Source organism: Pseudomonas sp. Ors-4-3C (assembly GCF_055755035.1).
Window position 1 is genome coordinate 4,183,207 of sequence record NZ_CM146900.1, and the last position, 25,028, is coordinate 4,208,234.

A 25,028-nucleotide genomic window follows, 5' to 3' on the forward strand; every position below is an offset into this window, starting at 1 on the left:
TCTTGACGCTGACCGTCAGCCCAAGGGCACCAGCCATCGTGGTGAAGAACGTAGCAATTGTTCGGTCAGCAAGCCCAGCAACTGACCGCCATTGCGCCAATGATGCCAGTACAACGGCACATCGATCGGTTTATCTGGCAACAGTTCGCGCAAAGTCCCGCGTTGCAACTGCTCGCGCACTTGCAGTTCCGGCACCAGTCCCCAACCGAACCCGGCTTCGGTCAGACGCACAAAACCTTCGGATGACGGGCACAAGTGGTGCTCGAAACCACCGTCGACACCGAGCGATGCAAGGTAGCGATGCTGGAGGAAATCGTCCGGCCCGAACACCAGCGCCGGGGTACGCGGCAACTGTTCGGCACGCACGCCATCGGGAAAATGCCGTTCGATGAACGCCGGACTGGCCAGCGCCCGATAGCGCATCGCCCCGAGCAACACACTGCGCGCACCGGCCACCGGGCGTTCGCTGGCACAGACACACGCCGCGACTTCTCCGGCACGCATGCGCTTGAGGCCGACGGTCTGATCTTCCACCACCAGATCCAGCAATAAATGCTGCTCGGCGCAGAAATCGCCCACGGCTTCGGCCCACCAGGTGGCGAGGCTGTCGGCGTTGAGGGCGATGCGCAAACGCTCCGGCAGGCCTTCTTCGTCGAGCGCCGGCACCAGGGTCTGCAAGTCACGCTCGAGCAGGCGCACCTGCTGGACATGGTTGAGCAGCCGCCGGCCAATCTCGGTCGGCGATGGCGGCGTGCCGCGTACCAGCACCGGTTGGCCGACCCGCGCTTCCAGCAGTTTGATCCGCTGGGAAATCGCCGATTGCGACAAGCCCAGCACCTGCGCGGCGCGTTCGAATCCGGCCTGCTCGACCACAGCGGCCAGCGCGGAAAGCAATTTATAGTCGAACATCAGTTTTCCTAATGAGCGATCAGCACTATTGGTTTTTCTTATACAGCTTTCGACCGGAGAATAGCCAGCAAGCACTCTTTATCAAGGAACACTGCAATGGCTGGCGAAACCTCACTCACGACGTTGCTGCGCAGCATGAGCCCGCAGCTCAATGCCGGCGAATACGTGTTCTGCACCCTGCGTGACGCTCAGTTGCCCAACGGTCTGGAGATTGTCGGCAGCTTTCGTGAACAGGAAGGCCTGACTGTGATCCTCGAACGCTCTCAGGCGGAACACGCCGGGTTCAGTTTCGATTATGTCGCAGCGTGGATCACCCTCAACGTGCATTCGGCACTGGAAGCGGTCGGCCTCACCGCTGCGTTCGCCAGCGCACTGGGCAAGGCCGGGATCAGTTGCAACGTGATCGCCGGTTACTACCACGACCACTTGTTTGTCGGACAGGCCGACGCCGAACGCGCCATGCAAGTGCTGCGCGATCTCGCAGCCAACGCGGAGTAATCGTTATGTGGCAAAGCTATGTGAACGGCCTGCTGGTGGCGTTCGGGTTGATCATGGCGATCGGCACGCAGAACGCTTTTGTATTGGCTCAAAGTCTGCGGCGCGAACATCACCTGCCGGTGGCGGCGTTGTGTGTGGCGTGCGATGCGCTGCTGGTGGCGGCCGGGGTTTTCGGCCTGGCCACGGTGTTGGCGCAGAACCCGACATTGCTCGCAGTGGCGCGCTGGGGCGGCGCCGTCTTTCTGATCTGGTACGGCAGCCAGGCGCTGCGCCGGGCGTTCTCGAAACAGAGTCTGGATCAGGGCGAAAACCACACCGTACGCTCGTTGCGCGCGGTGATGCTCAGCGCGCTGGCAGTGACGTTGCTCAATCCGCACGTTTATCTGGACACGGTGTTGCTGATCGGCTCGCTCGGTGCGCAGCAGTCGGTGCCGGGGGCTTATGTCGTGGGCGCGGCGAGTGCGTCGCTGCTGTGGTTTTTCACCCTCGCCCTCGGTGCCGCATGGCTGGCACCATGGCTGGCAAGGCCGAGTACCTGGCGGATTCTCGATCTGGTGGTGGCGTTGATGATGTTTACAGTCGCAGGGCAATTGATATTGGCGCAGTGATTTATTCCAAACAGCTCTGGAACCTCTATCCCACACAGTTGTTGCGTGGTTAAGCCTTGACCCCGGTGCTATGATCCGAACCCTGCGCCGCAAAGAGTAAAAACTCGTCGGTGCATTTCTGGCCGCCCGTGATCGGCCTTGCGCTCACCGCAACAGACCTGATTAGGAGAATCATCATGGCTTTCGAATTGCCGCCGCTGCCTTACGCACACGATGCCCTGCAGCCGCACATTTCCAAGGAAACCCTGGAATTTCACCACGACAAGCACCACAACACCTATGTCGTGAACCTGAACAACCTGGTGCCAGGCACCGAGTTCGAAGGCAAGACCCTGGAAGAGATCGTCAAGACTTCCTCGGGCGGCATCTTCAACAACGCCGCTCAGGTCTGGAACCACACTTTCTACTGGAACTGCCTGGCGCCAAACGCCGGCGGTCAACCAACCGGCGCACTGGCTGAAGCCATCAACGCGGCTTTCGGTTCGTTCGACAAGTTCAAGGAAGAGTTCAGCAAAACCTCGATCGGCACCTTCGGTTCCGGCTGGGGCTGGCTGGTGAAGAAGGCTGACGGTTCCCTGGCTCTGGCCAGCACCATCGGCGCCGGCAACCCGCTGACCAGCGGCGACACCCCGCTGCTGACCTGCGACGTCTGGGAACACGCTTACTACATCGACTACCGCAACCTGCGTCCGAAGTACGTTGAAGCGTTCTGGAACCTGGTCAACTGGAAGTTCGTTGCTGAGCAGTTCGAAGGCAAAACCTTCACCGCTTAAGCTGCGCGCCAGATAAAAAACCCGGCTATGGCCGGGTTTTTTTATGCCCGAAAAAAGCCGCACCGCATCGAATCCCACTCAGGCCGTTTTCCCACAACGAAAGCAGCCTTCGACCTCTTGCCGCCGCGCCGTAGCGGGCTACCATCAAATCAGTGAAAATTTGTTCCGTACCGCTCAAGTTGAGGGCCGAAACTACCGACACAGTACAAATAGAGCTGAGACTCCAGACAGCAGCATTTCGGCCAAGGCCACGGGCAAATGTTCCGGGGCTTGATTGTCCCTTTGACTGCCAACACGGGATTGCCAATACTCATGGCAACTTGACGCTACCCGCACGGAACAAGGAATAACCCTTTGAAGCTGGAACTCAAGAACAGCTTGTCGGTGAAGTTGCTCCGGGTCGTGCTCCTTTCGGCATTGATCGTCGGCGTAGTCTTGAGCTGCGCCCAGATCGTTTTCGATGCCTATAAAACCCGCCAGGCGGTGGCCGGCGATGCGCAGCGCATCCTCGACATGTTCCGTGATCCCTCCACTCAGGCCGTGTACAGCCTGGACCGGGAAATGGGCATGCAGGTGATCGAAGGCCTGTTCCAGGACGACGCCGTGCGCCAGGCCTCCATCGGCCATCCCAACGAAGCCATGCTGGCGCAAAAATCCCGCGAGTTGCAGCACTCCAACAGCCGTTGGCTGACCGATCTGATCCTCGGTCAGGAACGCACCTTCACCACCCAACTGGTCGGCCGCGGCCCGTACAGCGAATATTACGGCGACCTGAGCATCACCCTCGACACCGCCACCTATGGTGAGAGTTTCATCGTCAGTTCGGTGATCATTTTCATTTCCGGCGTGTTGCGCGCCCTGGCCATGGGCCTGGTGCTGTATCTGGTCTATCACTGGCTGCTGACCAAGCCGCTGTCGCGGATCATCGAGCACCTGACCGAAATCAATCCCGATCGCCCCAGCGAGCACAAGATTCCGCAGATCAAGGGCAACGAGAAGAACGAACTCGGCATCTGGATCAACACCGCCAACCAGTTGCTTGAATCCATCGAACGCAACACGCACCTGCGCCACGAAGCGGAAAACAGCCTGCTGCGCATGGCCCAGTACGACTTCCTCACCGGTCTGCCGAACCGCCAGCAATTGCAGCAGCAACTGGACAAGATTCTCGTCGACGCCGGCAAGCTGCAACGCCGGGTCGCGGTGTTGTGCGTGGGCCTGGACGATTTCAAAGGGATCAACGAGCAGTTCAGCTACCAGACCGGCGACCAGTTGCTGCTGGCGCTGGCCGACCGCCTGCGCGGCCATAGCGGTCGCCTGGGTGCCCTCGCCCGTCTGGGTGGCGACCAGTTTGCGCTGGTGCAGGCCGATATCGAACAACCTTACGAAGCGGCAGAGCTGGCGCAAAGCATCCTCGATGATCTGGAAGCGGCGTTTGCCCTCGACCATCAGGAAATCCGCCTGCGCGCAACCATCGGCATCACCCTGTTCCCCGAGGACGGCGACAGCACCGAGAAGCTGTTGCAGAAGGCCGAGCAGACCATGACGCTGGCCAAGACCCGTTCGCGCAACCGTTATCAGTTCTACATCGCCAGTGTCGACAGCGAGATGCGTCGGCGCCGCGAACTGGAAAAAGACCTGCGTGACGCGCTGATTCGCGATCAGTTCTACCTCGTCTATCAACCGCAGATCAGCTACCGCGATCACCGCGTGGTCGGGGTTGAAGCGCTGATTCGCTGGCAGCACCCGGAGCACGGTCTGGTGCCGCCGGACCTGTTCATCCCGCTGGCCGAGCAGAACGGCACGATCATCGCCATCGGCGAATGGGTGCTGGATCAGGCCTGCAAACAATTGCGCGAATGGCACGATCAGGGCTTCGTCGATCTGCGCATGGCGGTCAACCTGTCCACCGTGCAACTGCACCACGCCGAGTTGCCGCGAGTGGTCAACAACCTGCTGCAGATCTACCGCCTGCCGCCGCGCAGCCTGGAGCTGGAAGTCACCGAAACCGGCCTGATGGAAGACATCAGCACTGCCGCTCAGCATCTGCTGAGCCTGCGTCGTTCCGGGGCGCTGATCGCCATCGACGACTTCGGCACCGGCTACTCATCGCTGAGTTATCTGAAAAGCCTGCCGCTGGACAAGATCAAGATCGACAAGAGCTTCGTTCAGGATCTGCTGGATGACGACGACGATGCGACCATCGTTCGCGCGATCATCCAACTGGGCAAAAGCCTGGGCATGCAGGTGATTGCCGAAGGCGTGGAAACCGCCGAGCAAGAGTCCTACATCATCTCCGAAGGCTGTCACGAAGGTCAGGGTTACCACTACAGCAAACCGCTGCCTGCCCGGGAACTGACTGCCTACCTCAAGCAAGCCCAGCGCAGCAACGCGGCTATTTTATAAAGTCAAAAGATCGCAGCCTGCGGCAGCTCCTACAGGGATCGCATTCCCCTGTAGGAGCTGTCGAGTGAAACGAGGCTGCGATCTTTTGATCTGCGCCATCACACCGGCGTAAACAAGAAATATTTCCAGCCACAGCCCTTTACACATAATGCGAAAGATTTGCATTATGTCGCAGCTTTGCGCACCCCCGCGCCCTGTCCATTCAATTACCGAAGCAGGATGTTCGCCATGATTCGTATGCCTCTGGCTACCGCCAGTCTGCTGGCCATCGCTATTTCCCTCGCCGGTTGCGGCGAAGGCAAAGACAAGGCTGCCGCTGCGGCCACGCCGACTCCAGCCGCCAGCACCGCTGCCGCTGCTCCTGCCGCAGCCGGGAAAGTCGACGAAGCCGCCGCCAAGGCTGTGGTCGCGCACTACGCCGACATGGTCTTCGCCGTCTACAGCGATGCCGAATCCACCGCGAAAACCCTGCAGACCGCCGTAGACGCCTTCCTCGCCAAGCCGAATGCCGAGACGCTGAAAGCCGCCCGTGAAGCGTGGATCGCCGCACGCGTTCCGTACCTGCAGAGCGAAGTATTCCGCTTCGGCAACACCATCATCGACGACTGGGAAGGTCAGGTGAACGCCTGGCCTCTGGACGAAGGCCTGATCGACTACGTCGACAAATCCTACGAGCACGCACTGGGTAACCCGGGTGCCAACGCCAATATCATCGCCAACACTGAAATCCAGGTCGGCGAAGACAAGGTCGATGTCAAAGACATCACCCCGGAAAAACTCGCCAGCCTGAACGAGCTGGGCGGTTCCGAAGCCAACGTCGCCACCGGCTACCACGCGATCGAATTCCTGCTCTGGGGCCAGGATCTGAACGGCACCGGCCCGGGCGCCGGCAACCGTCCTGCTTCCGACTACCTGGAAGGCGCGGGCGCCACCGGCGGTCACAACGATCGTCGTCGTGCGTACCTCAAAGCGGTGACCCAACTGCTGGTCAGCGATCTGGAAGAAATGGTCGGTAACTGGAAGCCGAACGTGGCTGACAACTACCGCGCCACCCTGGAAGCCGAGCCTGCCGAAACCGGCCTGCGCAAAATGCTGTTCGGCATGGGCAGTCTGTCGCTGGGTGAACTGGCGGGCGAGCGCATGAAGGTATCCCTGGAAGCCAACTCCCCGGAAGACGAACAGGATTGCTTCAGCGACAACACCCACAACTCGCACTTCTACGATGCCAAAGGCATTCGTAACGTGTACCTGGGCGAATACACCCGCACCGACGGCACCAAAATGACCGGTGCCAGCCTGTCGTCGCTGGTGGCCAAGGCCGACCCGGCTGCCGACAACGCGCTGAAAGCCGATCTGGCCGCTACCGAAGCCAAGATCCAGGTCATGGTCGATCACGCCAACAAGGGTGAGCACTACGACCAGTTGATCGCTGCCGGCAACACCGCTGGCAATCAGATTGTGCGTGATGCCATCGCTGCGCTGGTCAAGCAGACCGGTTCGATCGAAGCCGCTGCCGGCAAGCTGGGCATCAGCGACCTGAACCCGGACAACGCTGATCACGAGTTCTGATCACGCGCGCTCGACTGAAAAAGGCGACCTCCGGGTCGCCTTTTTCATGCCTGCCATACACAAAACCCTGTGGGAGCGGGCTTGCTCGCGAAAGCGGTGTATCAGTCAATTCATCTGTGTCTGACCCACCGCTTTCGCGAGCAAGCCCGCTCCCACAAGGGGGACTGCGTTTTTCCAAATCACTGCCGCAAATCAAGCAAACGATAATTCCTCTTATTCAAACTCACTCGCCCTGTTAGACTTTGCGCCTTTGTTTTCGCCCGTCCGCAGGATGTCTGATGCCCTCGCTGCTTCTTCGCTTGTCCGCACTGTTTCTGGCCCTGGGCCTGAGTGCCTGCGATGACGCCCCGCGTTTTACCAAGGCTGAGCCCGGTGAAGCGCGTTCGGGTGGGGCGGCGACCGTGCGCAAGACCGATCAGAACGCTTTCTCCCTGCCCTCGGCCAACCTGCCGCCGTCGCGCCGGGTCGACTTCAGCGTCGGCAACAGCTTCTTCCGCAGCCCGTGGGTAATCGCCCCGTCGACCACCACCGCCCGCGATGGCCTCGGCCCGTTGTTCAACACCAACGCCTGCCAGAACTGCCACATCAAGGATGGTCGTGGACACCCGCCAGCCCCCGATGCGGCGAACGCGGTATCGATGCTGGTGCGTCTGTCGATTCCCGATTCGCCGGCCTATGCCAAAGTCATCGAGCAAGTCGGCGTGGTGCCGGAGCCGGTCTACGGCGGCCAGTTCCAGGACATGGCCGTGCCCGGGGTCACGCCCGAAGGCAAGGTGCGTATCGAGTACACCCCGGTGCCGATCCGTTTCAAGGACGGCACCGAAGTGGAGCTGCGCAAACCGGTTCTGCAATTCAGTCAGTTGGGCTACGGCCCGATGCACCCGGACACGCGTTTCTCGGCCCGGGTCGCGCCGCCGATGATCGGCCTCGGCCTGCTCGAGGCGATCCCTGAAGAAGCGATCCTCGCCAACGCCGCCGCGCAAGCCAAAGAGAACAACGGCATTAATGGTCGGGCGAATCGGGTCTGGGATGACGCGCAGCAAAAGACCGTCATGGGTCGCTTCGGCTGGAAAGCCGGGCAACCGAATCTCAATCAGCAGAATGTCCACGCGTTCTCCGGAGACATGGGCCTCACGACCAGCCTGAGGCCCTTCGATGACTGCACCGACGCGCAAACCGCGTGCAAACAGGCACCCAACGGCAATGGTCCGGACGGCGAGCCGGAAGTCAGTGACAACATCCTCCGTCTGGTGCTGTTCTACACGCGCAACCTCGCAGTGCCGGCACGTCGTGGCGTCAGCGACGAACAAGTGCTGGCCGGCAAGAACCTGTTTTTCCAGGCCGGTTGCCAGTCCTGCCACACGCCGAAATACACCACCGCCGCCAACGCGGCCGAACCTGAACTGGCCAATCAAGTGATTCGCCCGTACAGCGATCTGCTGCTGCACGACATGGGCGACGGTCTGGCCGACAACCGCACTGAATTCCAGGCCTCCGGCCGCGACTGGCGCACCCCGCCGTTGTGGGGCATCGGCCTGACGCAGGCGGTCAGTGGCCACACCCAGTTCTTGCATGACGGCCGCGCCCGCAATCTGCTCGAAGCCGTGCTCTGGCATGGCGGCGAAGCACAGAAGGCGCAGCAACAGGTTTTGTCTTTCAACGCCGAGCAGCGTGCCGCGCTGCTGGCGTTCTTGAACTCACTTTAAACACTTAAAAGAATCGGGAGCCCGACATGTTCCGTCCCAAGTTGTTGTTCACCAGCCTTGCCGCACTCGCCCTCGGCGCCTGCTCGCCGCAGGATCCGCAAGCGGTCACGTCGGCGGCCATCGCCAAATCGGTGATCCTGCCGACCTACACCCGTTGGGTCGAAGCCGACAAGCAACTGGCGGTCAGCGCCCTCGCCTACTGCCAGGGCAAGGAAACCCTGGAAACCGCCCGCGCCGACTTCCTGCACGCGCAGAAAGCCTGGGCCGAGCTGCAACCGCTGCTGATCGGCCCATTGGCCGAGGGCAACCGTTCGTGGCAGGTACAGTTCTGGCCGGACAAGAAGAACCTCGTCGGCCGTCAGGTCGAGCAACTGGTCGTCGCCCAGCCGCAAATCGACGCCGCCGCCCTGGCCAAATCCAGCGTCGTGGTGCAAGGTCTGTCGGCTTACGAATACATCCTGTTCGACGAAAAGCCAGACGTCGCCAACGCTGATCAGAAGGCCAAATACTGCCCGCTGCTGATCGCCATCGGCGAGCGTCAGAAGCAACTGGCCGAAGAGATTCTGCAGAGCTGGAACAACACCGACGGCATGCTCGCGCAGATGAGCAAATTCCCTAACCAGCGCTACGCCGACTCTCACGAAGCGATCGCCGATCTGCTGCGTGTGCAGGTCACCGCACTCGACACCCTGAAGAAAAAACTCGGTACGCCGATGGGCCGTCAGAGCAAGGGCGTGCCGCAGCCGTTCCAGGCTGATGCGTGGCGCAGCCAGTCGTCGCTGACCGCGCTGGAGGCCAGTCTGGCCGCGGCCAAAACCGTCTGGGAAGGCGTCGACAACAAAGGCCTGCGCGGTCTGTTGCCGGCCGAGCAGAAGCCGTTGGCGGACAAGATCGACGCCGCCTACGCCGCGTCGCTGAAACTGTTTGACAGCACCCAGCGCTCGCTGACCGAAATGCTGCAGGACGACGCCGGTCGTCAGCAACTCAACGATCTCTACGACAGCCTCAACGTCGTCCATCGCCTGCACGAAGGCGAACTGGCCAAGGCGCTGGGCATCCAACTGGGCTTCAACGCCAACGACGGTGACTGATGAGGGCAAGTGCCATGCTGCGACGCCAGGCTCTGACTTTAGGTAGTTTGCTGCTGGGAGCAGTGACACTGGGCGGCTGGACGCTGTTCAAGCGCAAGGATCAGAGCCCGCTGTTGCTCTCGGCGCGCGATGACACCGACGGCAAGCATTACGCCGTCGGTTATCGGCTGGACGGTACTCGGGTGTTCGCCACCGAAGTCGGCCAGCGCTGCCACGACATCATCAACCACCCGACGCTGCCGATCGCGCTGTTCGTCGCCCGCCGCCCCGGCACCGAGAGCTACCTGATCGATCTGCGCGACGGGACGTTGCTGCAAACCGTGACCTCGCAGCCGAACCGGCATTTCTACGGTCACGCCGTGGTGCACAAGGACGGCGAATACCTGTACGCCACCGAGAACGACACCACTGATCCGGGGCGTGGTCTGCTCGGGGTGTACAAATTCGAAGGCGAGCGACTGGTGCACAGCGGCGAGATTTCCACCCATGGCCTCGGCCCGCATCAAGTGTCGTGGATGCCCGATGGCGAAACCCTGGTGGTGGCCAACGGCGGGATTCGGACCGAGGCCGAAAGCCGCGTCGACATGAACCTCAATGCCATGGAACCGAGCCTGGTACTGATGCAGCGCGACGGCACCCTGCTGAGCAAGGAAACCCTTTCCCAGCAAATGAACAGCGTGCGTCACCTGGGCATCGCCAGCGACGGCACCATCGTCGCCGGCCAGCAGTTCATGGGCGCCTCGCATGAGCGTTCCGAGCTGTTGGCGATCAAGCGTCCGGGCCAGCCCTTCGTAGCGTTCCCGGTGCCGGAGCATCAGTTGCAGTCGATGGGTCACTACACCGCCAGCGTTGCGGTACACAGCGAACTGCGTCTGGTGGCATTGACTGCACCGCGTGGCAATCGCTTCTTTATCTGGGACCTGGACAGCGGCGAAGTGCGTCTCGACGCGCCGCTGCCCGATTGTGCCGGCGTCGGTGCGGTGAAGGACGGTTTCGTCGTGACCTCGGGTCAGGGCCGTTGCCGTTACTACGATTGCCGCCAGGATCAACTGCAGGCCAAGCCGCTGGAATTGCCGGCAGGGCTCTGGGATAACCATCTGCACTTGATGGCCTGAATCAACGCGGTAACTGTGGCGAGGGAGCTTGCTCCCGCTGGACTGCGTAGCAGTCCCTGCTTTTGATAAAACAGCGGGGCCGCTTCGCGCCCCAGCGGGAGCAAGCTCCCTCGCCACAGTTTTTTTGTTCGCCCTCCCCTGTAAAACTGCCAGTTGGAATACCCACCTCACTCGGAGTAATGTTCCCGCCTGTCTCACCTGATTTATCCAAGGAACTGGAAATATGCTGCGTCGCCGCATGCTGATCATGTTGGGTGTTGTCTTGCTGGTCGTCCTGGTATTGGGCGGGTACAAAGCCTTTTCGATCTACACCATGATCCAGGGCTTTGCCAAACCGAAACCGCCGATCAGCGTTGCCGTGGGCCGCGCCACCGAACAGCCGTGGCAGATGCGTCTGCCGACCGTCGGCACGCTCAAGGCGCTGCAAGGCGTCGAGCTGAGCCTGGAAGTCGCCGGCACGGTCACCGAGATCAAGTTCGAATCCGGGCAGAAGGTCAAGGCCGGGCAACCGTTGCTGCAACTCGACAGCGCGGTCGAAACCGCCCTGCTGGAAACCGCCAAGGCCGACCTCGGTCTGGCGCAACTGGATTTCGGCCGCGGCAGCCAACTGGTCGACAGTCGCGCGATCTCCAAGGGCGAATACGACCGGCTCTCCGCCGTGTTGCAAAAGAACAAGGCCACGGTCAATCAGCTCAACGCCTCGCTGGCGAAAAAACGCATCCTCGCGCCATTCAGCGGCACCATCGGCATCCGTCAGGTCGATGTCGGCGACTACCTCGCCAGCGGCACCAAAATCGCCACCCTGCAGGACCTGAGCAGCCTCTACGCCGACTTCTATGTACCGGAGCAATCGGTGCCGAAACTGGCCATCGGTCAACCGGTGCAGATCGGCGTCGCGGCCTATCCCGGGCAGAACTTCCCCGGCGCCATCAGCGCGATCAACCCGATCGTCGAGAGCAGCACGCGCAATATTCTGGTGCGAGCGACCCTGGCCAACCCCGACGGCAAGTTGCTGCCGGGCATGTTCGCCAGCCTCAACGTGTTGCTGCCCGACCCGCAGAAACACATCGTCGTGCCGGAAAGCGCGATCACCTACACCCTCTACGGCAACTCGCTGTACGTGGTCGGGCAACAGAAAGCCGAGGACGGCAGCGTGGTCAAAGACGACAAGGGCCAGCCGGTACTGATCGCCGAGCGCCGTTTCATCGAGACCGGTGAACGCCGCGATGGCCTGGTGATGATCAACAAGGGCGTGCAGAGCGGCGAACAAGTGGTGACCGCCGGCCAGATCAAACTGGACAACGGCGCACACATTGCCATCAGCGACGACAAGACCCTCGGCGAGCAGAACAGTCCGCCTCGCGTCGACTGATCAAGGAATCCCCATGGCTTTTACCGATCCGTTCATCCGCCGCCCGGTGCTCGCCACCGTGGTCAGCCTGCTGATTGTGCTGCTGGGTTTCCAGGCCTGGAGCAAGCTGCCGCTGCGCCAATACCCGCAAATGGAAAACGCCCTGATCACGGTGACCACCGCCTACCCCGGGGCCAACGCCGAGACCATTCAGGGCTACATCACCCAACCGATGCAGCAGAGCCTCGCCAGCGCCGAGGGCATCGACTACATGACCTCGGTCAGTCGCCAGAACTTCTCGGTGATCTCGATCTACGCGCGCATCGGTTCCAACACCGACCGTTTGTTCACCGAACTGCTGGCCAAGGCCAACGAGGTAAAGAACAAGCTGCCACAGGACGCCGAAGACCCGGTGCTGAGCAAGGAATCGGCCGACGCCTCGGCGCTGATGTACATCAGCTTCTTCAGCAAGGAACTGAGTAACCCGCAGATCACCGACTACCTGTCGCGGGTGATCCAGCCCAAACTGGCGACCCTGCCGGGCATGGCCGAAGCGGAGATTCTCGGCAATCAGGTCTTCGCCATGCGCCTGTGGCTCGACCCGGTGAAGCTCGCCGGTTTCGGCCTCAGCGCCAGCGACGTGACCAACGCGGTGCACCAGTACAACTTCCTCTCCGCCGCCGGCGAGGTGAAGGGCGAGTACGTGGTCACCAGCATCAACGCCAACACCGAACTGAAATCCGCCGAGGCCTTCGCGGCGATTCCACTCAAGGTCAATGGCGACAGCCGCGTGCTGCTCAGCGATGTGGCGCGGGTTGAGATGGGCGCGGAAAACTACGATTCGATCAGTTCGTTCGGCGGCACGCCCTCGGTGTACATCGGCATTAAGGCCACGCCCGGGGCCAACCCGCTGGACGTGATCAAGGAAGTACGCAAGCTGATGCCGGAGCTGGAAGCGCAGTTGCCGCCCAACCTCAAGAGCGAGATTGCCTACGACGCCACCCAGTTCATTCAGGCCTCGATCGACGAAGTGGTGAAAACCCTGTTCGAAGCGGTGCTGATCGTGATCGTGGTGGTGTTCCTGTTCCTCGGCGCGTTGCGCTCGGTGGTGATCCCGGTGGTGACCATCCCGCTGTCGATGATCGGCGTGATGTTCTTCATGCAGATGATGGGTTACTCGATCAACCTCCTGACCCTGCTGGCGATGGTGCTGGCGATCGGTCTGGTGGTGGATGACGCGATTGTCGTGGTGGAGAACATCCACCGGCATATCGAGGAAGGCAAGACGCCGCTGGAGGCTGCACTGGAAGGCGCACGGGAAATCGCCATGCCGGTGGTGTCGATGACCATCACCCTGGCGGCGGTGTATGCACCGATCGGCTTCCTCACCGGACTGACCGGGGCGCTGTTCAAGGAGTTCGCCCTGACCCTGGCCGGCGCCGTGGTGATTTCCGGGGTCGTTGCCCTGACCCTGTCGCCGATGATGTGCGCCCTGCTGTTGCGCCACGAAGAAAACCCCAGTGGCCTGGCACACCGTCTCGACCGCATCTTCGACAGACTCAAGCGCCGCTACCAAAGCATGCTCCACGGCACACTGAATACGCGGCCGGTGGTGTTGGTATTCGCCGTGATCGTGCTGTGCCTGATCCCGGTGTTTCTCAAGTTCACCAAGTCGGAACTGGCGCCGGATGAGGATCAGGGCATCATTTTCATGATGGCCAACGCCCCGCAGCCGACCAACCTCGATTACCTGAGCACTTACACCGACGAGTTCATCAAGATCTTCAAGGAGTTTCCGGAGTACTACTCCTCGTTCCAGATCAACGGCTACAACGGCGTACAAGCGGGCATCGGCGGCTTCCTGCTCAAGCCCTGGAACGAGCGCAGCCGCACCCAGATGCAGATCCTGCCCGAGGTGCAAGGCAAACTGGCGAGTATCCCCGGCCTGCAGATTTTCGGCTTCAACCTGCCGTCCCTGCCCGGCACCGGTGAAGGCTTGCCGTTCGTATTCGTGGTCAATACCGCCAATGACTACGAGGTACTGCTGCAAGTGGCTGACCGGATCAAGAAACGCGCGATGGAGTCGGGCAAATTCGCCTTCGTCGACCTCGATCTGGCGTTCGACAAACCGGAAGTGGTGGTCGATATCGACCGTGCCAAAGCCGCGCAGATGGGCGTGTCGATGCAGGATCTGGGCGGAACCCTGGCGACGCTGCTGGGCGAGGCGGAAATCAACCGTTTCACCATCGAAGGCCGCAGTTACAAGGTGATTGCCCAGGTCGAGCGACCGTACCGTGAAAACCCCGGCTGGCTGAACAATTACTACGTGAAGAATACCCAGGGCGAGCTGCTGCCGCTGTCGACCCTGATCAAGGTCAGCGACCGGGCGCGACCGCGCCAGCTCAACCAGTTCCAGCAACTCAACGCCGCGAAAATCTCCGGATTCCCGCTGGTCAGCATGGGCGAGGCCATTGACACCGTGCTGCAGATCGCACGGGAAGAAGCACCGGCCGGTTTTTCCTTCGACTATGGCGGCGCTTCACGCCAGTACGTGCAGGAAGGCAGCGCCCTGTGGGTAACTTTCGCCCTGGCGCTGGCGATCATTTTCCTGGTGCTGGCGGCGCAGTTCGAGAGCTTCCGTGATCCGTTGGTGATTCTGGTGACGGTGCCGCTGTCGATCTGCGGTGCGCTGATTCCGCTGTTCCTTGGCTGGTCGAGCATGAACATCTACACCCAGGTCGGGCTGGTGACGCTGATCGGGTTGATCAGCAAACACGGAATCCTGATCGTTGAGTTCGCCAACCAGTTGCGCAAGGACAAAGGCCTGACTGCGCGCGAAGCGGTCGAGGAAGCCGCGGCGATTCGTTTGCGCCCGGTATTGATGACCACGGCGGCGATGGTGTTCGGCATGGTGCCATTGATTCTGGCGACCGGTGCGGGCGCAGTGAGCCGGTTCGATATCGGGATGGTGATTGCCACAGGGATGTCGATCGGCACCCTGTTTACGCTGTTTGTGCTGCCATGCATCTACACCCTATTGGCGAAACCCGATCCGAAATAACAGCGATTTACCCTTGTGGGAGCGGGCTTGCTCGCGAAAGCGTCAGGTCAGTCAACAGCAATGCTGAATGTGCCGGCCCCTTCGTGAGCAAGCCCACTCCCACCCTTGATCGCGGCCAGCCACAAACCTGCCATCCATCGCCGATCCCACAGGGAAATGGTGTGATCCCTGGAACACGCGCAATAAAAAAGGCCTCGCATCGGCGAGGCCTTTCATTTGGGCTTCAATCGGTTCAACTCTGTGGCCTCATCCCTTGCGAAAGTCCGAACATGAACAACAACAGATCATGGTCAGGTTTTGTCGCCACGGAGGCTTTCGCCACCCGTGGTACTGCGCAGTGAGCATCACTCGTAGTGGCACTTATCACCTGCATGCGGGGCTGCTCCCAGGCAGCCACCGCCAATGACGCAACTGCCAAGGCCCCAACCAGAAACAAACCTCGTGCAATTTCGAGTTTCATCGCTATAAACCTTTGATAGCGCTGCCAAACGCCGTCTCATAAAAGTAGACGAGTTTTTTCCAGTCCGTATCGCTGAACGACGAATGGCGACGCAATTGCTTCATGTCATGGGAGGCGGCGCGATAAGCGGTCAGACGCTGACGGCATTTCTCCAGATCGATCAATGCCACCTCGACCTGAGCCGAATCGCGCTCACCGGTCACTCGTACAAAAACGTGTTTGATGTAGATGCAGCTGTGCTGCCAACGCCCCTTGTGCATGCGCGCAAGGTTTTCGGCCAGGTCTTTGAGGACGCGCTCATAAACGGCTTCCCCATAATGGGCACGGCCGCCGCCGGCTTCCCATTTCTGGAGTTCGTCAAAACCGTCCAGCGACTTGGTCACCAGCAGCGCACGCCACTTGTGTTGCGGATCGGGCTGCGCGCCGCAGAACACGATTTGCGGGACGCGTACACCGAGGCGGCTGACGCCGGTCAGGGCATCCAGCTCTCGCAAGACTGTCGGGCGGCCGAAAGGATGCAGCCAACTGCGATAGATATGTCCGGTCTGGCGCTTGGCATATAACAACTGGCCGTCACGGCCCACGACTCGTTGCACACCACTTTCCCCGCCACGGCGCACATTGGGTTCTTCCACCCATTCACCGCGCTGGTTCCAGTAGTAGTCGAAGCGATCCTGGGGAGCGACTTCCGTTTCTGCTGCTATTTGCACCGCCATCCTGTTACCTCTTGCGTAATACGTAAACCCGCCACATGGCATAGAGCGGAATAAAGTCCAGTTGTTCCTGAATGCGAAAACCTGCGGCTTCGAATTCCTTTTCCACTGTCACAGCCGGTAACACAAATCGATTCTGGTAACCTTCCTGCCCACGCCGCTGTTCGGCGCGTTTGCGTTTCCAGGACTTGAAATTGCCGTCCACCCACAACGAAATGATCACGCTGTCACGGGTGACGCGCTCGAATTCGCGCAAAATCGTCCGCCGATGTTCGGCTTCACCGATGTGATGCAACAAACGCATGCAGAAAATGCTGTCGACGGCGTTATCAGGCAAGGCAATGTCGAACGCTGACGTGTGCAAAGGTTGTACCCGTTTGACCACATCAGCCGGTTGCGCCTGCATCGCAGTCTTGATCATAGACTCGGAATTGTCCGCGCCAATGATCACTCGATTGGGTTTTTCCGCCAGCAACGGCCAGAAGCGTCCTGCACCGCAGGGCAGATCAAGCACCAACCCCGGTTCGCCGGCCAGTGTCAGCGCCTTGCGGGCCAACTGCTCGTCCCGCCAGTGAGACAACCGACGACCGAGACCGTCCTGGTGCTTGCGCAAATATTTTTGAGCATGCTGGTCATCATACTTTTCGGAAAAATCGAGCTTGATCGGACTGCTCATCATCGGGACTCCTGAATGACTGATGCCCCTACCATAGGTAGTGGCGTGTCAGCGTCAGGTCGTCCCTTTGTGAAAATTACGTCAGGTAAACCGGCAATCTATTACAGGGTTTTACACGGGGAAAGCAATAGCGCGGGGCCATCAGCGACCGTCAACGCTGTCCCAGCGTGACTTCGAAACGACAGCCATTGGGCTGCATGGTGCTCAGCGTCACCTCCCAGCCCTGGTTTTCACAGATCCGCTGCACCAGCGACAAGCCCAGGCCCAGGCCTTCGCCACGCTTCTCATTGCCGCGCACGAATGGCTGGAACATGGCTTCACGTTTTTCCTCGGGAATGCCGACGCCCGAGTCTTCGACGACGAAGCCGTTGTCGTTGAGCGTCAGGCGGATGAATCCGTGCTCGGTGTAATGACAGGCATTGCGCAGCAAGTTACCCATGACGGCGCTGAGCAGGGTCGCGTTGAAACGGGTGTCCGGCGGATTGCCCGGTTCAAATATCAGCTGCAGCCCTTTCGACTCGATCGGTTCGCGCCAGATCCCCAACAAGCCGTCGGCCACCTGGCTGAGATTCTGCTGCGGCGCGGAACCGGCGTCTTCGCGCTGGGCACGGGCGAGCATCAGGAAGGTCTGCACCAGCTCGCGCATTTCTTCGCTGGCGCGGGCGATACGCTCGACCTGGGCGCGGCCGCGCTGATCCAGTCCCGGGTTTTCCAGCAGCAGTTCGCAGGAACTGGCCAGCACCATCAACGGGGTGCGCAGTTCGTGACTGACGTCGCTGGTAAACAGCCGCTCGCGCGTCAGCGCCTGACGCAGACGCCCGAGCGTGGCATCGAACGCCACGGCCAGCTCGCCGACTTCGTCAGCCGCATAGTCCGGTGCCAGCGGCGGCGCCAGACCGAGCAGTTGATCGCGGTGGCGCACTTGCCGTGCCAGGCGCACGACCGGCGCCATGACCTTGCGCGCCAACACCCAGCCGAGAAACACCGCCAGCGCCAGACTGAGCACAAAGCCCACCAGCACCACGGCAAACAGCACGCGTTCACGCTCTTCGAAATCGCTCTGATCCTGCAGCAGGACATAACGACGACCGTCGACGATCTCGACCATCGCGTGATACGACAGCTGCTCGCGGAACACTTCGTGGAAGCCCGCATCGAGGTGGCGCAGATCCTTGGGCAGTTCGAAATCACCCGGTCCGCCGCTGAAATAGAACAACTGATCGGGCTCGGGGCGATGGCTCCAGTCCGAGACGTTGTCCATCAGCAGCAGACGTTGCAGGTCGCCGCCCAGCCCTGCCGAAATCAGTTTCTCCTCCACCAGGTGCACCGTCGCCACAATGCCCATGGCGAAGGCCCCGGCCACCAGCGCACTCATCAGCGCAAAGGCGATGATGATCCGCTGGGAAAGGCTTTGCTTAAACTCCATCACGCCCCTCGGCCAAGCGGTAACCCACGCCGTGCACGGTTTGCAGCAACGGTTTGGCGAATGGCTTGTCGATCACCTGACGCAATTGGTGGACGTGGCTGCGCAGGCTGTCGCTGTCCGGGCAGTCATCGCCCCACAGCGCTTCCTCAAGAATTTCCCGGCGCAGGACGTGCGGACTCTTCTGCATCAATACCGCCAGCAGTTTCAGGCCGACCGGGTTGAGCTTGAGCAGCTTGCCATCGCGGGTGACTTCCAGCGTGTCGAGGTCGTAGCTCAGGTCCCCGACCTGCAGCGCACGGCGTCCGCCGCCCTGGGTGCGACGCATCACCGCTTCGATGCGTGCCGCCAGTTCCGACAGCGCAAACGGTTTGACCAGATAATCGTCGGCCCCGGACTTGAAGCCCTGCAGGCGGTCGTCCAGTTGATCGCGGGCGGTGAGCATGATCACCGGCGTGTCGCGTCGGGCATCTTCACGCAGGCGCTTGCACAGGGTATAGCCGTCGATCCCGGGCAACATGATGTCGAGCACGATCAGATCGTAATGCTCGGTGGCCGCCAGGTGCAGGCCCGACAAGCCGTCCTGGGCGCAATCGACGGTATAGCCTTTGAGCCCCAGGTAATCGGCCAGGTTGGCCAGGATATCGCGGTTGTCTTCAACCAATAAAATTCGCATGGGCAGCTCCTCCGCACACAGTAACGGCCGTCTCGGCCCGGCAGCTTAAGGCCAACGCCGGCTCAGGGCTAGGGCCGGTCCTTATGGATATCGGTTTTTCAAGCCAAATTAATTACTTAACAAAGTTTTCACTATCGGTTCACAACCTGATTACAGTAGCGCCGTGAAACTCCCGCGCCATTGATATAAGGAAAACTAGACAATGGACCCTTTCAAGACGGCGCCCATGCGCTTTCTGCTGTTGATCACCGGCGCCTGGCTGGTCATTTTTCTCCTGACTCGAGCGGTACTGCTGCTGACTCACCTGGATGAGGCTGGCGGTTTTGCCCTTTCCGCATTCGGCATAGGCGCGCTTTATGACCTGGGGTTTCTCGCCTACGCCGCCCTGCCGATGGGCTTGTACCTGCTGCTCTGCCCGCCGGGCCTGTGGCGTCGTCGTGGGCATCGCGGGTTCCTGCGCGCCCTGCTGACCATCAGCCTGTTCGCCATGCTGTTCGTGGCGGTGGCCGAATGGCTGTTCTGGGACGAGTTCGGCGTGCGTTTCAACTTCATCGCCGTCGATTACCTGGTGTATTCCGACGAAGTGTTGAACAACGTCCTCGAGTCATACCCGATCGGCAAACTGCTGAGCCTCCTCGCGGTGCTGGCCGTGGTGATCAGTTTTGCCCTGCGCAAGCCGTTCAATGCCGCCATGAATGCCCCGTTGCCAGCGCTGCGCGGGCGTCTGCTCAGCGCATTGGGCCTGTTGATCGTCGCGGGCCTGAGCCTGCAACTGCTCAGCCAGGACGCCCCGCGTGCCCAGGGCGGCAACGCCTATCAGAACGAACTGGCCAGCAACGGCCCGTATCAGTTCTTCGCCGCGTTCCGTAACAATGAACTGGACTACACCCAGTTCTACAAGAGCCTGCAGGCGGAAAAAGTCGCCAGCCAGATCCGCGCCGAGCTGAGTGAAAGCGACGCGCGCTTCATCGGCAAGGACCCGCAGGACATCCGCCGGGTGATCGACAACCCGGGCACCCCGCGCAAGCCGAACATTGTGCTGGTGACCATCGAAAGCCTGAGCGCCAAGTACCTGGGCAGCAATGGCGACGGTCGCAACCTGACGCCCAACCTCGACGCCTTGCGCAAGCAGAGCCTGTACTTCAATAACTTCTACGCCACCGGTACCCGCACCGACCGTGGTCTGGAAGCGATCACCCTGGCCATCCCGCCGACGCCGGGCCGCTCGATCGTCAAGCGCATCGGCCGCGAAAGCGGTTTCGCCAGCCTTGGCCAGCAACTGAGCGCGGTGGGTTACGACAGCGTGTTCGTCTATGGCGGACGCGGCTACTTCGACAACATGAACGCGTTCTTCAGCGGCAACGGCTATCGCGTCGTCGACCAGAGCAGCGTCGATGAAGCCGAGATTCACTTCAAGAATGCCTGGGGCATGGCCGACGAGGATCTGTATCGTCAGACATTGAAACTGGCGGACGCCGACTACGCCAAGCAACAGCCGTTTTTGCTGCAACTGATGACCACGTCCAACCATCGTCCTTACACCTACCCGGACAACCGGATCGACATCAAGTCCGGTAACGGCCGCGATGGCGCGGTGAAGTACACCGACTATGCCATCGGCCAATTCCTCGAGCAGGCGCGGCAGAAGCCGTGGTTCGACAACACCATCTTCATTTTCGTCGCCGACCACACCGCGGGCAGCGCCGGTAAAGAAGACCTGCCGATCAGCAACTATCAGATCCCGCTGTTCATCTATGCGCCGAAAATGATCGAAGCTCGCGAGAGCGCACAACTGGCCAGCCAGATCGATCTGGCCCCGACGCTGCTGGGCCTGCTGAACATGGATTACACCTCGACGTTCTTTGGCCGCAACCTGCTGCAGGACAACCCGCTGCCACCGCGCGTGGTGGTCGGCAACTATCAGCATCTGGGTCTGTTCGATGGCAAGGATCTGGCGATCCTCAGTCCGCGCCAGGGCCTGCGCCGGCATGATGATGCGTTGACCGAGAGCCGTGAATCGCGAGTTACCAGCGACGATCCGCTGGTCAGCCGGGCAATTGCGTATTACCAGGCGGCCAGTTATGGCTTCAAACAGCAGTTGTTGAGCTGGAAGCCTGCGAAGGACAGCACTGTTCAGGTCAGCGAACAGTAACCGTCAATAGAAACGCCCCGGGCTGATGCACCGGGGCGTTTTTTTTTGCACGACCGGTTATCGCAGGAACACAGATCCCAATGTGGGAGCGAGCCTGCTCGCGAATGCTGTGTATGCGTCACAGCTGTAGTGAACGCTGGATGGCTTTCGCGAGCAGGCTCGCTCCCACAGGGGATGGTGTGAAGCCTGGAATCCGGGCAATAAAAAACCCCGCCTGCTCATCGCAGGCGGGGTTTTTCGTTGCAGGGGTAAGGCTGGCTTACATCATGCCGCCCATGCCACCCATACCGCCCATGTCTGGCATACCGCCGCCAGCAGGAGCCGCTTTCTCTGGAGCGTTAGCGACAGCAGCTTCGGTGGTCAGGATCAGACCGCCAATCGAAGAGGCTGCTTGCAGAGCGGAACGGGTTACCTTGGTTGGGTCCAGGATGCCCATTTCGATCATGTCGCCGTATTCGCCAGTCGCAGCGTTGTAACCGAAGTTACCTTTGCCGTTCTTCACTTCGTTGACGACTACGCTTGGCTCGTCACCGGAGTTGGCAGCGATCTGGCGCAGCGGCGCTTCAACAGCGCGACGCAGTACAGCGATACCAACGTTCTGGTCAGCGTTGTCGCCGGTCAGTTCGGTCAGGGCTTCCAGAGCACGGATCAGCGCAACGCCACCGCCAGGTACCACGCCTTCTTCAACGGCTGCACGGGTCGCGTGCAGGGCGTCTTCAACGCGGGCCTTCTTCTCTTTCATTTCAACTTCGGAACCAGCGCCAACCTTGATCACTGCAACGCCGCCGGACAGCTTGGCCAGACGCTCTTGCAGTTTTTCACGGTCGTAGTCCGAGGAAGTTTCAGCAACCTGGGCGCGGATCTGAGTGATACGGGCTTCGATGTCGCCTTGTACGCCAGCACCGTCAACGATGATGGTGTTTTCCTTGGACAGGGTCACGCGCTTGGCGTTACCCAGGTGCTCCAGGGTGGTGCTTTCCAGGCTCAGGCCGATCTCTTCGGAGATCACGGTACCGCCGGTCAGAACGGCGATGTCCTGCAGCATGGCCTTGCGACGGTCGCCGAAGCCTGGAGCCTTGACGGCTGCAACCTTGACGATGCCACGCATGTTGTTCACTACCAGAGTCGCCAGGGCTTCGCCTTCAACGTCTTCGGCAACGATCAGCAGTGGACGGCCGGCTTTGGCAACGGCTTCCAGCACTGGCAGCATTTCGCGGATGTTCGAGATCTTCTTGTCGACCAGCAGGATCAGCGGGCCGTCGAGCTCGGCAACCATGGTGTCTGGCTTGTTGACGAAGTACGGGGACAGGTAGCCACGGTCGAACTGCATGCCTTCTACAACCGACAGTTCGTTTTCCAGGCCCGAGCCTTCTTCAACGGTGATCACGCCTTCTTTACCGACTTTTTCCATGGCTTCGGCAATGATGTCGCCGATGGAGTTGTCGGAGTTGGCGGAGATGGTGCCTACCTGAGCGATAGCCTTGGTGTCAGCGCATGGCTTGGACAGGGCTTTCAGCTCTTTGACGATGGCGATGGTCGCTTTGTCGATACCGCGCTTCAGGTCCATTGGGTTCATGCCGGCAGCGACGGCTTTCAGGCCTTCGTTGACGATCGACTGAGCCAGAACGGTCGCAGTGGTAGTACCGTCACCAGCGTCATCGTTGGCACGGGAGGCAACGTCTTTGACCAGCTGCGCGCCCATGTTTTCGAAGCGATCTTCGAGTTCGATTTCTTTGGCGACGGAAACGCCGTCCTTGGTGATGGTCGGAGCGCCGAAGCTCTTCTCGAGGATCACGTTACGGCCTTTCGGGCCCAGGGTCGCTTTTACCGCGTCAGCCAGAACGTTGACGCCTTTGAGCATCTTGGAGCGGGCGGCATCGCCGAACTTAACTTCTTTAGCAGCCATGATCGATATTCCTTAAATACTTTGTAGTAACGGGAAAATGAGCGGGGAAATCAGCCTTCCAGTACAGCGAGAATCTCGTTCTCAGCCATTACCAGCAGGTCTTCGCCGTCGACTTTCACAGTGTTGCTGCCGGAGTAAGGACCGAACACAACCTTGTCGCCGACTTTAACGGCCAGCGCACGCACTTCACCGTTTTCCAGAGTCTTGCCTGGGCCTGCAGCGACGATCACACCGTGGTTGGCTTTTTCAGCAGCCGAACCTGGCAGGACGATACCGCCAGCGGTTTTCTTTTCTTCTTCGCTGCGACGGATGACGACGCGGTCATGCAGAGGACGAAGCTTCATTGTCGATCTCTCCTAATTGTGGTTTTCATCGGCCGGTGTAGTCCCGGCGGGTTTAACAAATCCGGCCTGCGCCGGTTGCGATTCGTCGAGCGAACCGCGGAAGTCTGTCCGACTCAAATGCCGGAAACCTTTCGGTGACCGATACATAAGGGCGCATATGCTTATTACAAGGGTGGGGGGGCAAAAATTTTTCATCGATTTGCCCCTTGAATGCCGCGCATAAAGAAACGGCACCCGAAGGTGCCGTGTCGATGCAGGGGTTACTTGCTGTCGCGATGTTCGAACTCGCCTTCGATCACATCACCCTCGCGGCCCAGAGGCTGACGCGGTGCAGGACCGCCTCGGGGTTGCAGGTCGTCGGCGAAGGCACGCTGACGCATGGCCTGTTCTTCGGCGCGCTGGCGCATCTTGTTCGCCAGCAGGCGACGGGTGAACGGCAGCAGCATCACCAGACCGACCACGTCACTGACGAAGCCCGGCAGGATCAACAGGCCACCGGCCAGTGCCAGCATCAGGCCTTCAAGCATGGTTTGCGCGGGCAACTCACCACGATTCAGGCTTTCACGGGCACGCAGCGCAGTTGCCAGACCGGCGACGCGCAGTACGAACACACCGAACATCGAGCCGAGAATGATCAGCAGCAGGGCCGGGAAAAACCCGATAGCCCCTGCCACTTTGACGAATACGAACAGCTCCAGCACCGGAAACAGCAGAAAGAGCAACAAAAAAGGGCGCATCAAAGATTCCTCAACGCAAGAAATGCCTTGCAGTAAGCCTTAGATGACGTCGCCCTTTCGTGAATTCAAGCGTCGGCCACCGCATTTTTTGGCCAGACCTCGGCGTGAGCCAGAGAAACCAAGGCTTCGCGCACTTGTATCGGCGTATGACAAGGCGCTTGAAACGGCAGCCAGTACAGCGCCTGACCGATGCGCAGGTGCATGCCTTCGCTGTCGATCCCGGCCAGTTGCGCCGGTTCGGTTTTCGGCAGCCCGCTGAGTTCAACATAGTGGGCGATGGCTTTGGCGTGATCGCTGTTCATGTGCTCGACCATGCTGATTTCAGCCTTGCCGGCGAACGGGTTGGCCAGGGTCAGTTGATCGACCCAGTGAATCGCGCCGAAACCGCCGATGTAGCGGTGACGCACCGGGTTGAGCACCCAGAAATCAAAGTCGTGGGCCTTGTGGTAGTTCTGCGAGTCGGGGAAATAACGGTAGTAACGCTCGGCGGCGGCTTCGATGGCAGTCGGGTCTTCGAGCTTCTGCGCTTCGGCCAGATAGGTCAGGCGACCAACGGCCTGCACGTCGTCGGCATCGCGCTCACCCACCAGCAGCGAACATTTCGGGTCCTTCTGCAGGTTGTGGGTGTGCTGGGCAATGCGGCTGATCAGGATCAGCGGGCGGCCCTGCTCGTCCAGGCAATACGGCACCACTGAGCCAAACGGGAAACCGGGCATCGATTTGGAGTGGGTCGACAATACGCCACGGTATTCCTTGAGAAGCAATTCTCGGGCATTCTTGGCCGCTTCAACGCTCAATTTATGACTCCTTATATAGAATCCGTCGAAAAAACGGACAGGCGCCTGGGGATAAGT

At 60.4% G+C, this 25,028-nt stretch carries 21 protein-coding genes; 11 read left to right on the forward strand and 10 right to left on the reverse strand.

Features of this window, described 5'->3' with window-relative positions:
* Positions 1-15: 15 nt before the first annotated feature.
* Entirely contained in the window at positions 16-909 is an 894-nt protein-coding gene (locus ACVHNU_RS18825; RefSeq protein ID WP_103486324.1) for a LysR family transcriptional regulator ArgP, read from the reverse strand.
* Positions 910-1,005: 96 nt separating this feature from the next.
* Here ACVHNU_RS18825 and ACVHNU_RS18830 point away from each other — a divergent pair, with 96 nt between their 5' ends.
* The 10 genes from ACVHNU_RS18830 to ACVHNU_RS18875 all read left to right on the forward strand — a co-directional run bounded on the left by ACVHNU_RS18830 (position 1,006) and on the right by ACVHNU_RS18875 (position 15,087).
* Positions 1,006-1,407, forward strand: coding sequence for an ACT domain-containing protein (locus ACVHNU_RS18830; RefSeq protein WP_226499492.1), 402 nt, complete (start codon positions 1,006-1,008; stop codon positions 1,405-1,407).
* 5 nt (positions 1,408-1,412) lie between these two features.
* Positions 1,413-2,015 (forward strand): LysE/ArgO family amino acid transporter, encoded by a 603-nt coding sequence (locus ACVHNU_RS18835; RefSeq protein WP_103486325.1) that lies wholly within the window; start codon positions 1,413-1,415, stop codon positions 2,013-2,015.
* 176 nt (positions 2,016-2,191) lie between these two features.
* Positions 2,192-2,788 carry a superoxide dismutase gene (locus tag ACVHNU_RS18840; RefSeq protein WP_003227660.1) on the forward strand — a complete coding sequence of 199 codons (597 nt, stop codon included), beginning with the start codon at positions 2,192-2,194 and terminating at the stop codon, positions 2,786-2,788.
* A 354-nt stretch (positions 2,789-3,142) separates the two neighbouring features.
* On the forward strand, positions 3,143-5,194 hold the full coding sequence (locus tag ACVHNU_RS18845; RefSeq protein ID WP_003227662.1) for a putative bifunctional diguanylate cyclase/phosphodiesterase: 2,052 nt from the start codon (positions 3,143-3,145) through the stop codon (positions 5,192-5,194).
* 228 nt (positions 5,195-5,422) lie between these two features.
* Positions 5,423-6,763: an imelysin family protein gene (locus ACVHNU_RS18850; RefSeq protein WP_103519881.1), complete on the forward strand. Its 1,341-nt coding sequence runs from the start codon at positions 5,423-5,425 to the stop codon at positions 6,761-6,763.
* A gap of 278 nt (positions 6,764-7,041) precedes the next feature.
* The gene (locus tag ACVHNU_RS18855; protein WP_473018054.1) at positions 7,042-8,469 is read left to right on the forward strand and encodes a di-heme oxidoreductase family protein; all 1,428 of its coding nucleotides are present in this window, start codon (positions 7,042-7,044) and stop codon (positions 8,467-8,469) included.
* A 26-nt stretch (positions 8,470-8,495) separates the two neighbouring features.
* Positions 8,496-9,560 carry an imelysin family protein gene (locus ACVHNU_RS18860; RefSeq protein WP_103484872.1) on the forward strand — a complete coding sequence of 355 codons (1,065 nt, stop codon included), beginning with the start codon at positions 8,496-8,498 and terminating at the stop codon, positions 9,558-9,560.
* Positions 9,561-9,574: 14 nt separating this feature from the next.
* On the forward strand, positions 9,575-10,675 hold the full coding sequence (locus tag ACVHNU_RS18865; protein WP_003227668.1) for a DUF1513 domain-containing protein: 1,101 nt from the start codon (positions 9,575-9,577) through the stop codon (positions 10,673-10,675).
* A 223-nt stretch (positions 10,676-10,898) separates the two neighbouring features.
* Entirely contained in the window at positions 10,899-12,047 is a 1,149-nt protein-coding gene (locus tag ACVHNU_RS18870; RefSeq protein WP_103484874.1) for an efflux RND transporter periplasmic adaptor subunit, read from the forward strand.
* 13 nt (positions 12,048-12,060) lie between these two features.
* Positions 12,061-15,087 carry a multidrug efflux RND transporter permease subunit gene (locus ACVHNU_RS18875; RefSeq protein WP_473018055.1) on the forward strand — a complete coding sequence of 1,009 codons (3,027 nt, stop codon included), beginning with the start codon at positions 12,061-12,063 and terminating at the stop codon, positions 15,085-15,087.
* A 232-nt stretch (positions 15,088-15,319) separates the two neighbouring features.
* On the opposite strand, the gene ACVHNU_RS18880 is transcribed toward ACVHNU_RS18875, so the two are convergent.
* From ACVHNU_RS18880 to colR, 5 genes are all read right to left on the reverse strand, one after another.
* Complete coding sequence (locus tag ACVHNU_RS18880) at positions 15,320-15,547, reverse strand: hypothetical protein (protein ID WP_045122612.1); 228 nt, start codon at positions 15,545-15,547, stop codon at positions 15,320-15,322.
* A gap of 2 nt (positions 15,548-15,549) precedes the next feature.
* Complete coding sequence (locus tag ACVHNU_RS18885; RefSeq protein ID WP_003227675.1) at positions 15,550-16,263, reverse strand: lipopolysaccharide kinase InaA family protein; 714 nt, start codon at positions 16,261-16,263, stop codon at positions 15,550-15,552.
* 4 nt (positions 16,264-16,267) lie between these two features.
* Positions 16,268-16,936 carry a class I SAM-dependent methyltransferase gene (locus ACVHNU_RS18890; protein WP_045122613.1) on the reverse strand — a complete coding sequence of 223 codons (669 nt, stop codon included), beginning with the start codon at positions 16,934-16,936 and terminating at the stop codon, positions 16,268-16,270.
* A 151-nt stretch (positions 16,937-17,087) separates the two neighbouring features.
* Positions 17,088-18,362 (reverse strand): sensor histidine kinase, encoded by a 1,275-nt coding sequence (locus tag ACVHNU_RS18895; RefSeq protein WP_103484877.1) that lies wholly within the window; start codon positions 18,360-18,362, stop codon positions 17,088-17,090.
* The gene (gene colR, locus ACVHNU_RS18900; RefSeq protein WP_003227680.1) at positions 18,352-19,035 is read right to left on the reverse strand and encodes a two-component system response regulator ColR; all 684 of its coding nucleotides are present in this window, start codon (positions 19,033-19,035) and stop codon (positions 18,352-18,354) included. Before colR ends, ACVHNU_RS18895 begins: the two co-directional genes overlap by 11 nt.
* 202 nt (positions 19,036-19,237) lie before the next feature.
* Between colR and ACVHNU_RS18905 the strand changes: the two genes are divergently transcribed.
* On the forward strand, positions 19,238-21,187 hold the full coding sequence (locus tag ACVHNU_RS18905) for an LTA synthase family protein (protein WP_473018056.1): 1,950 nt from the start codon (positions 19,238-19,240) through the stop codon (positions 21,185-21,187).
* 259 nt (positions 21,188-21,446) lie between these two features.
* Here ACVHNU_RS18905 and groL read toward each other — a convergent pair whose 3' ends face one another.
* The 4 genes from groL to ACVHNU_RS18925 all read right to left on the reverse strand — a co-directional run bounded on the left by groL (position 21,447) and on the right by ACVHNU_RS18925 (position 24,971).
* The gene (gene groL / locus ACVHNU_RS18910; protein ID WP_003227683.1) at positions 21,447-23,093 is read right to left on the reverse strand and encodes a chaperonin GroEL; all 1,647 of its coding nucleotides are present in this window, start codon (positions 23,091-23,093) and stop codon (positions 21,447-21,449) included.
* A 50-nt stretch (positions 23,094-23,143) separates the two neighbouring features.
* Positions 23,144-23,437, reverse strand: coding sequence for a co-chaperone GroES (locus ACVHNU_RS18915; protein WP_003227685.1), 294 nt, complete (start codon positions 23,435-23,437; stop codon positions 23,144-23,146).
* Positions 23,438-23,697: 260 nt separating this feature from the next.
* The gene (locus ACVHNU_RS18920; RefSeq protein ID WP_003227687.1) at positions 23,698-24,174 is read right to left on the reverse strand and encodes an FxsA family protein; all 477 of its coding nucleotides are present in this window, start codon (positions 24,172-24,174) and stop codon (positions 23,698-23,700) included.
* Positions 24,175-24,239: 65 nt separating this feature from the next.
* The gene (locus ACVHNU_RS18925) at positions 24,240-24,971 is read right to left on the reverse strand and encodes a HugZ family pyridoxamine 5'-phosphate oxidase (RefSeq protein ID WP_473018059.1); all 732 of its coding nucleotides are present in this window, start codon (positions 24,969-24,971) and stop codon (positions 24,240-24,242) included.
* Between the last annotated feature and the right edge of the window lie 57 nt (positions 24,972-25,028).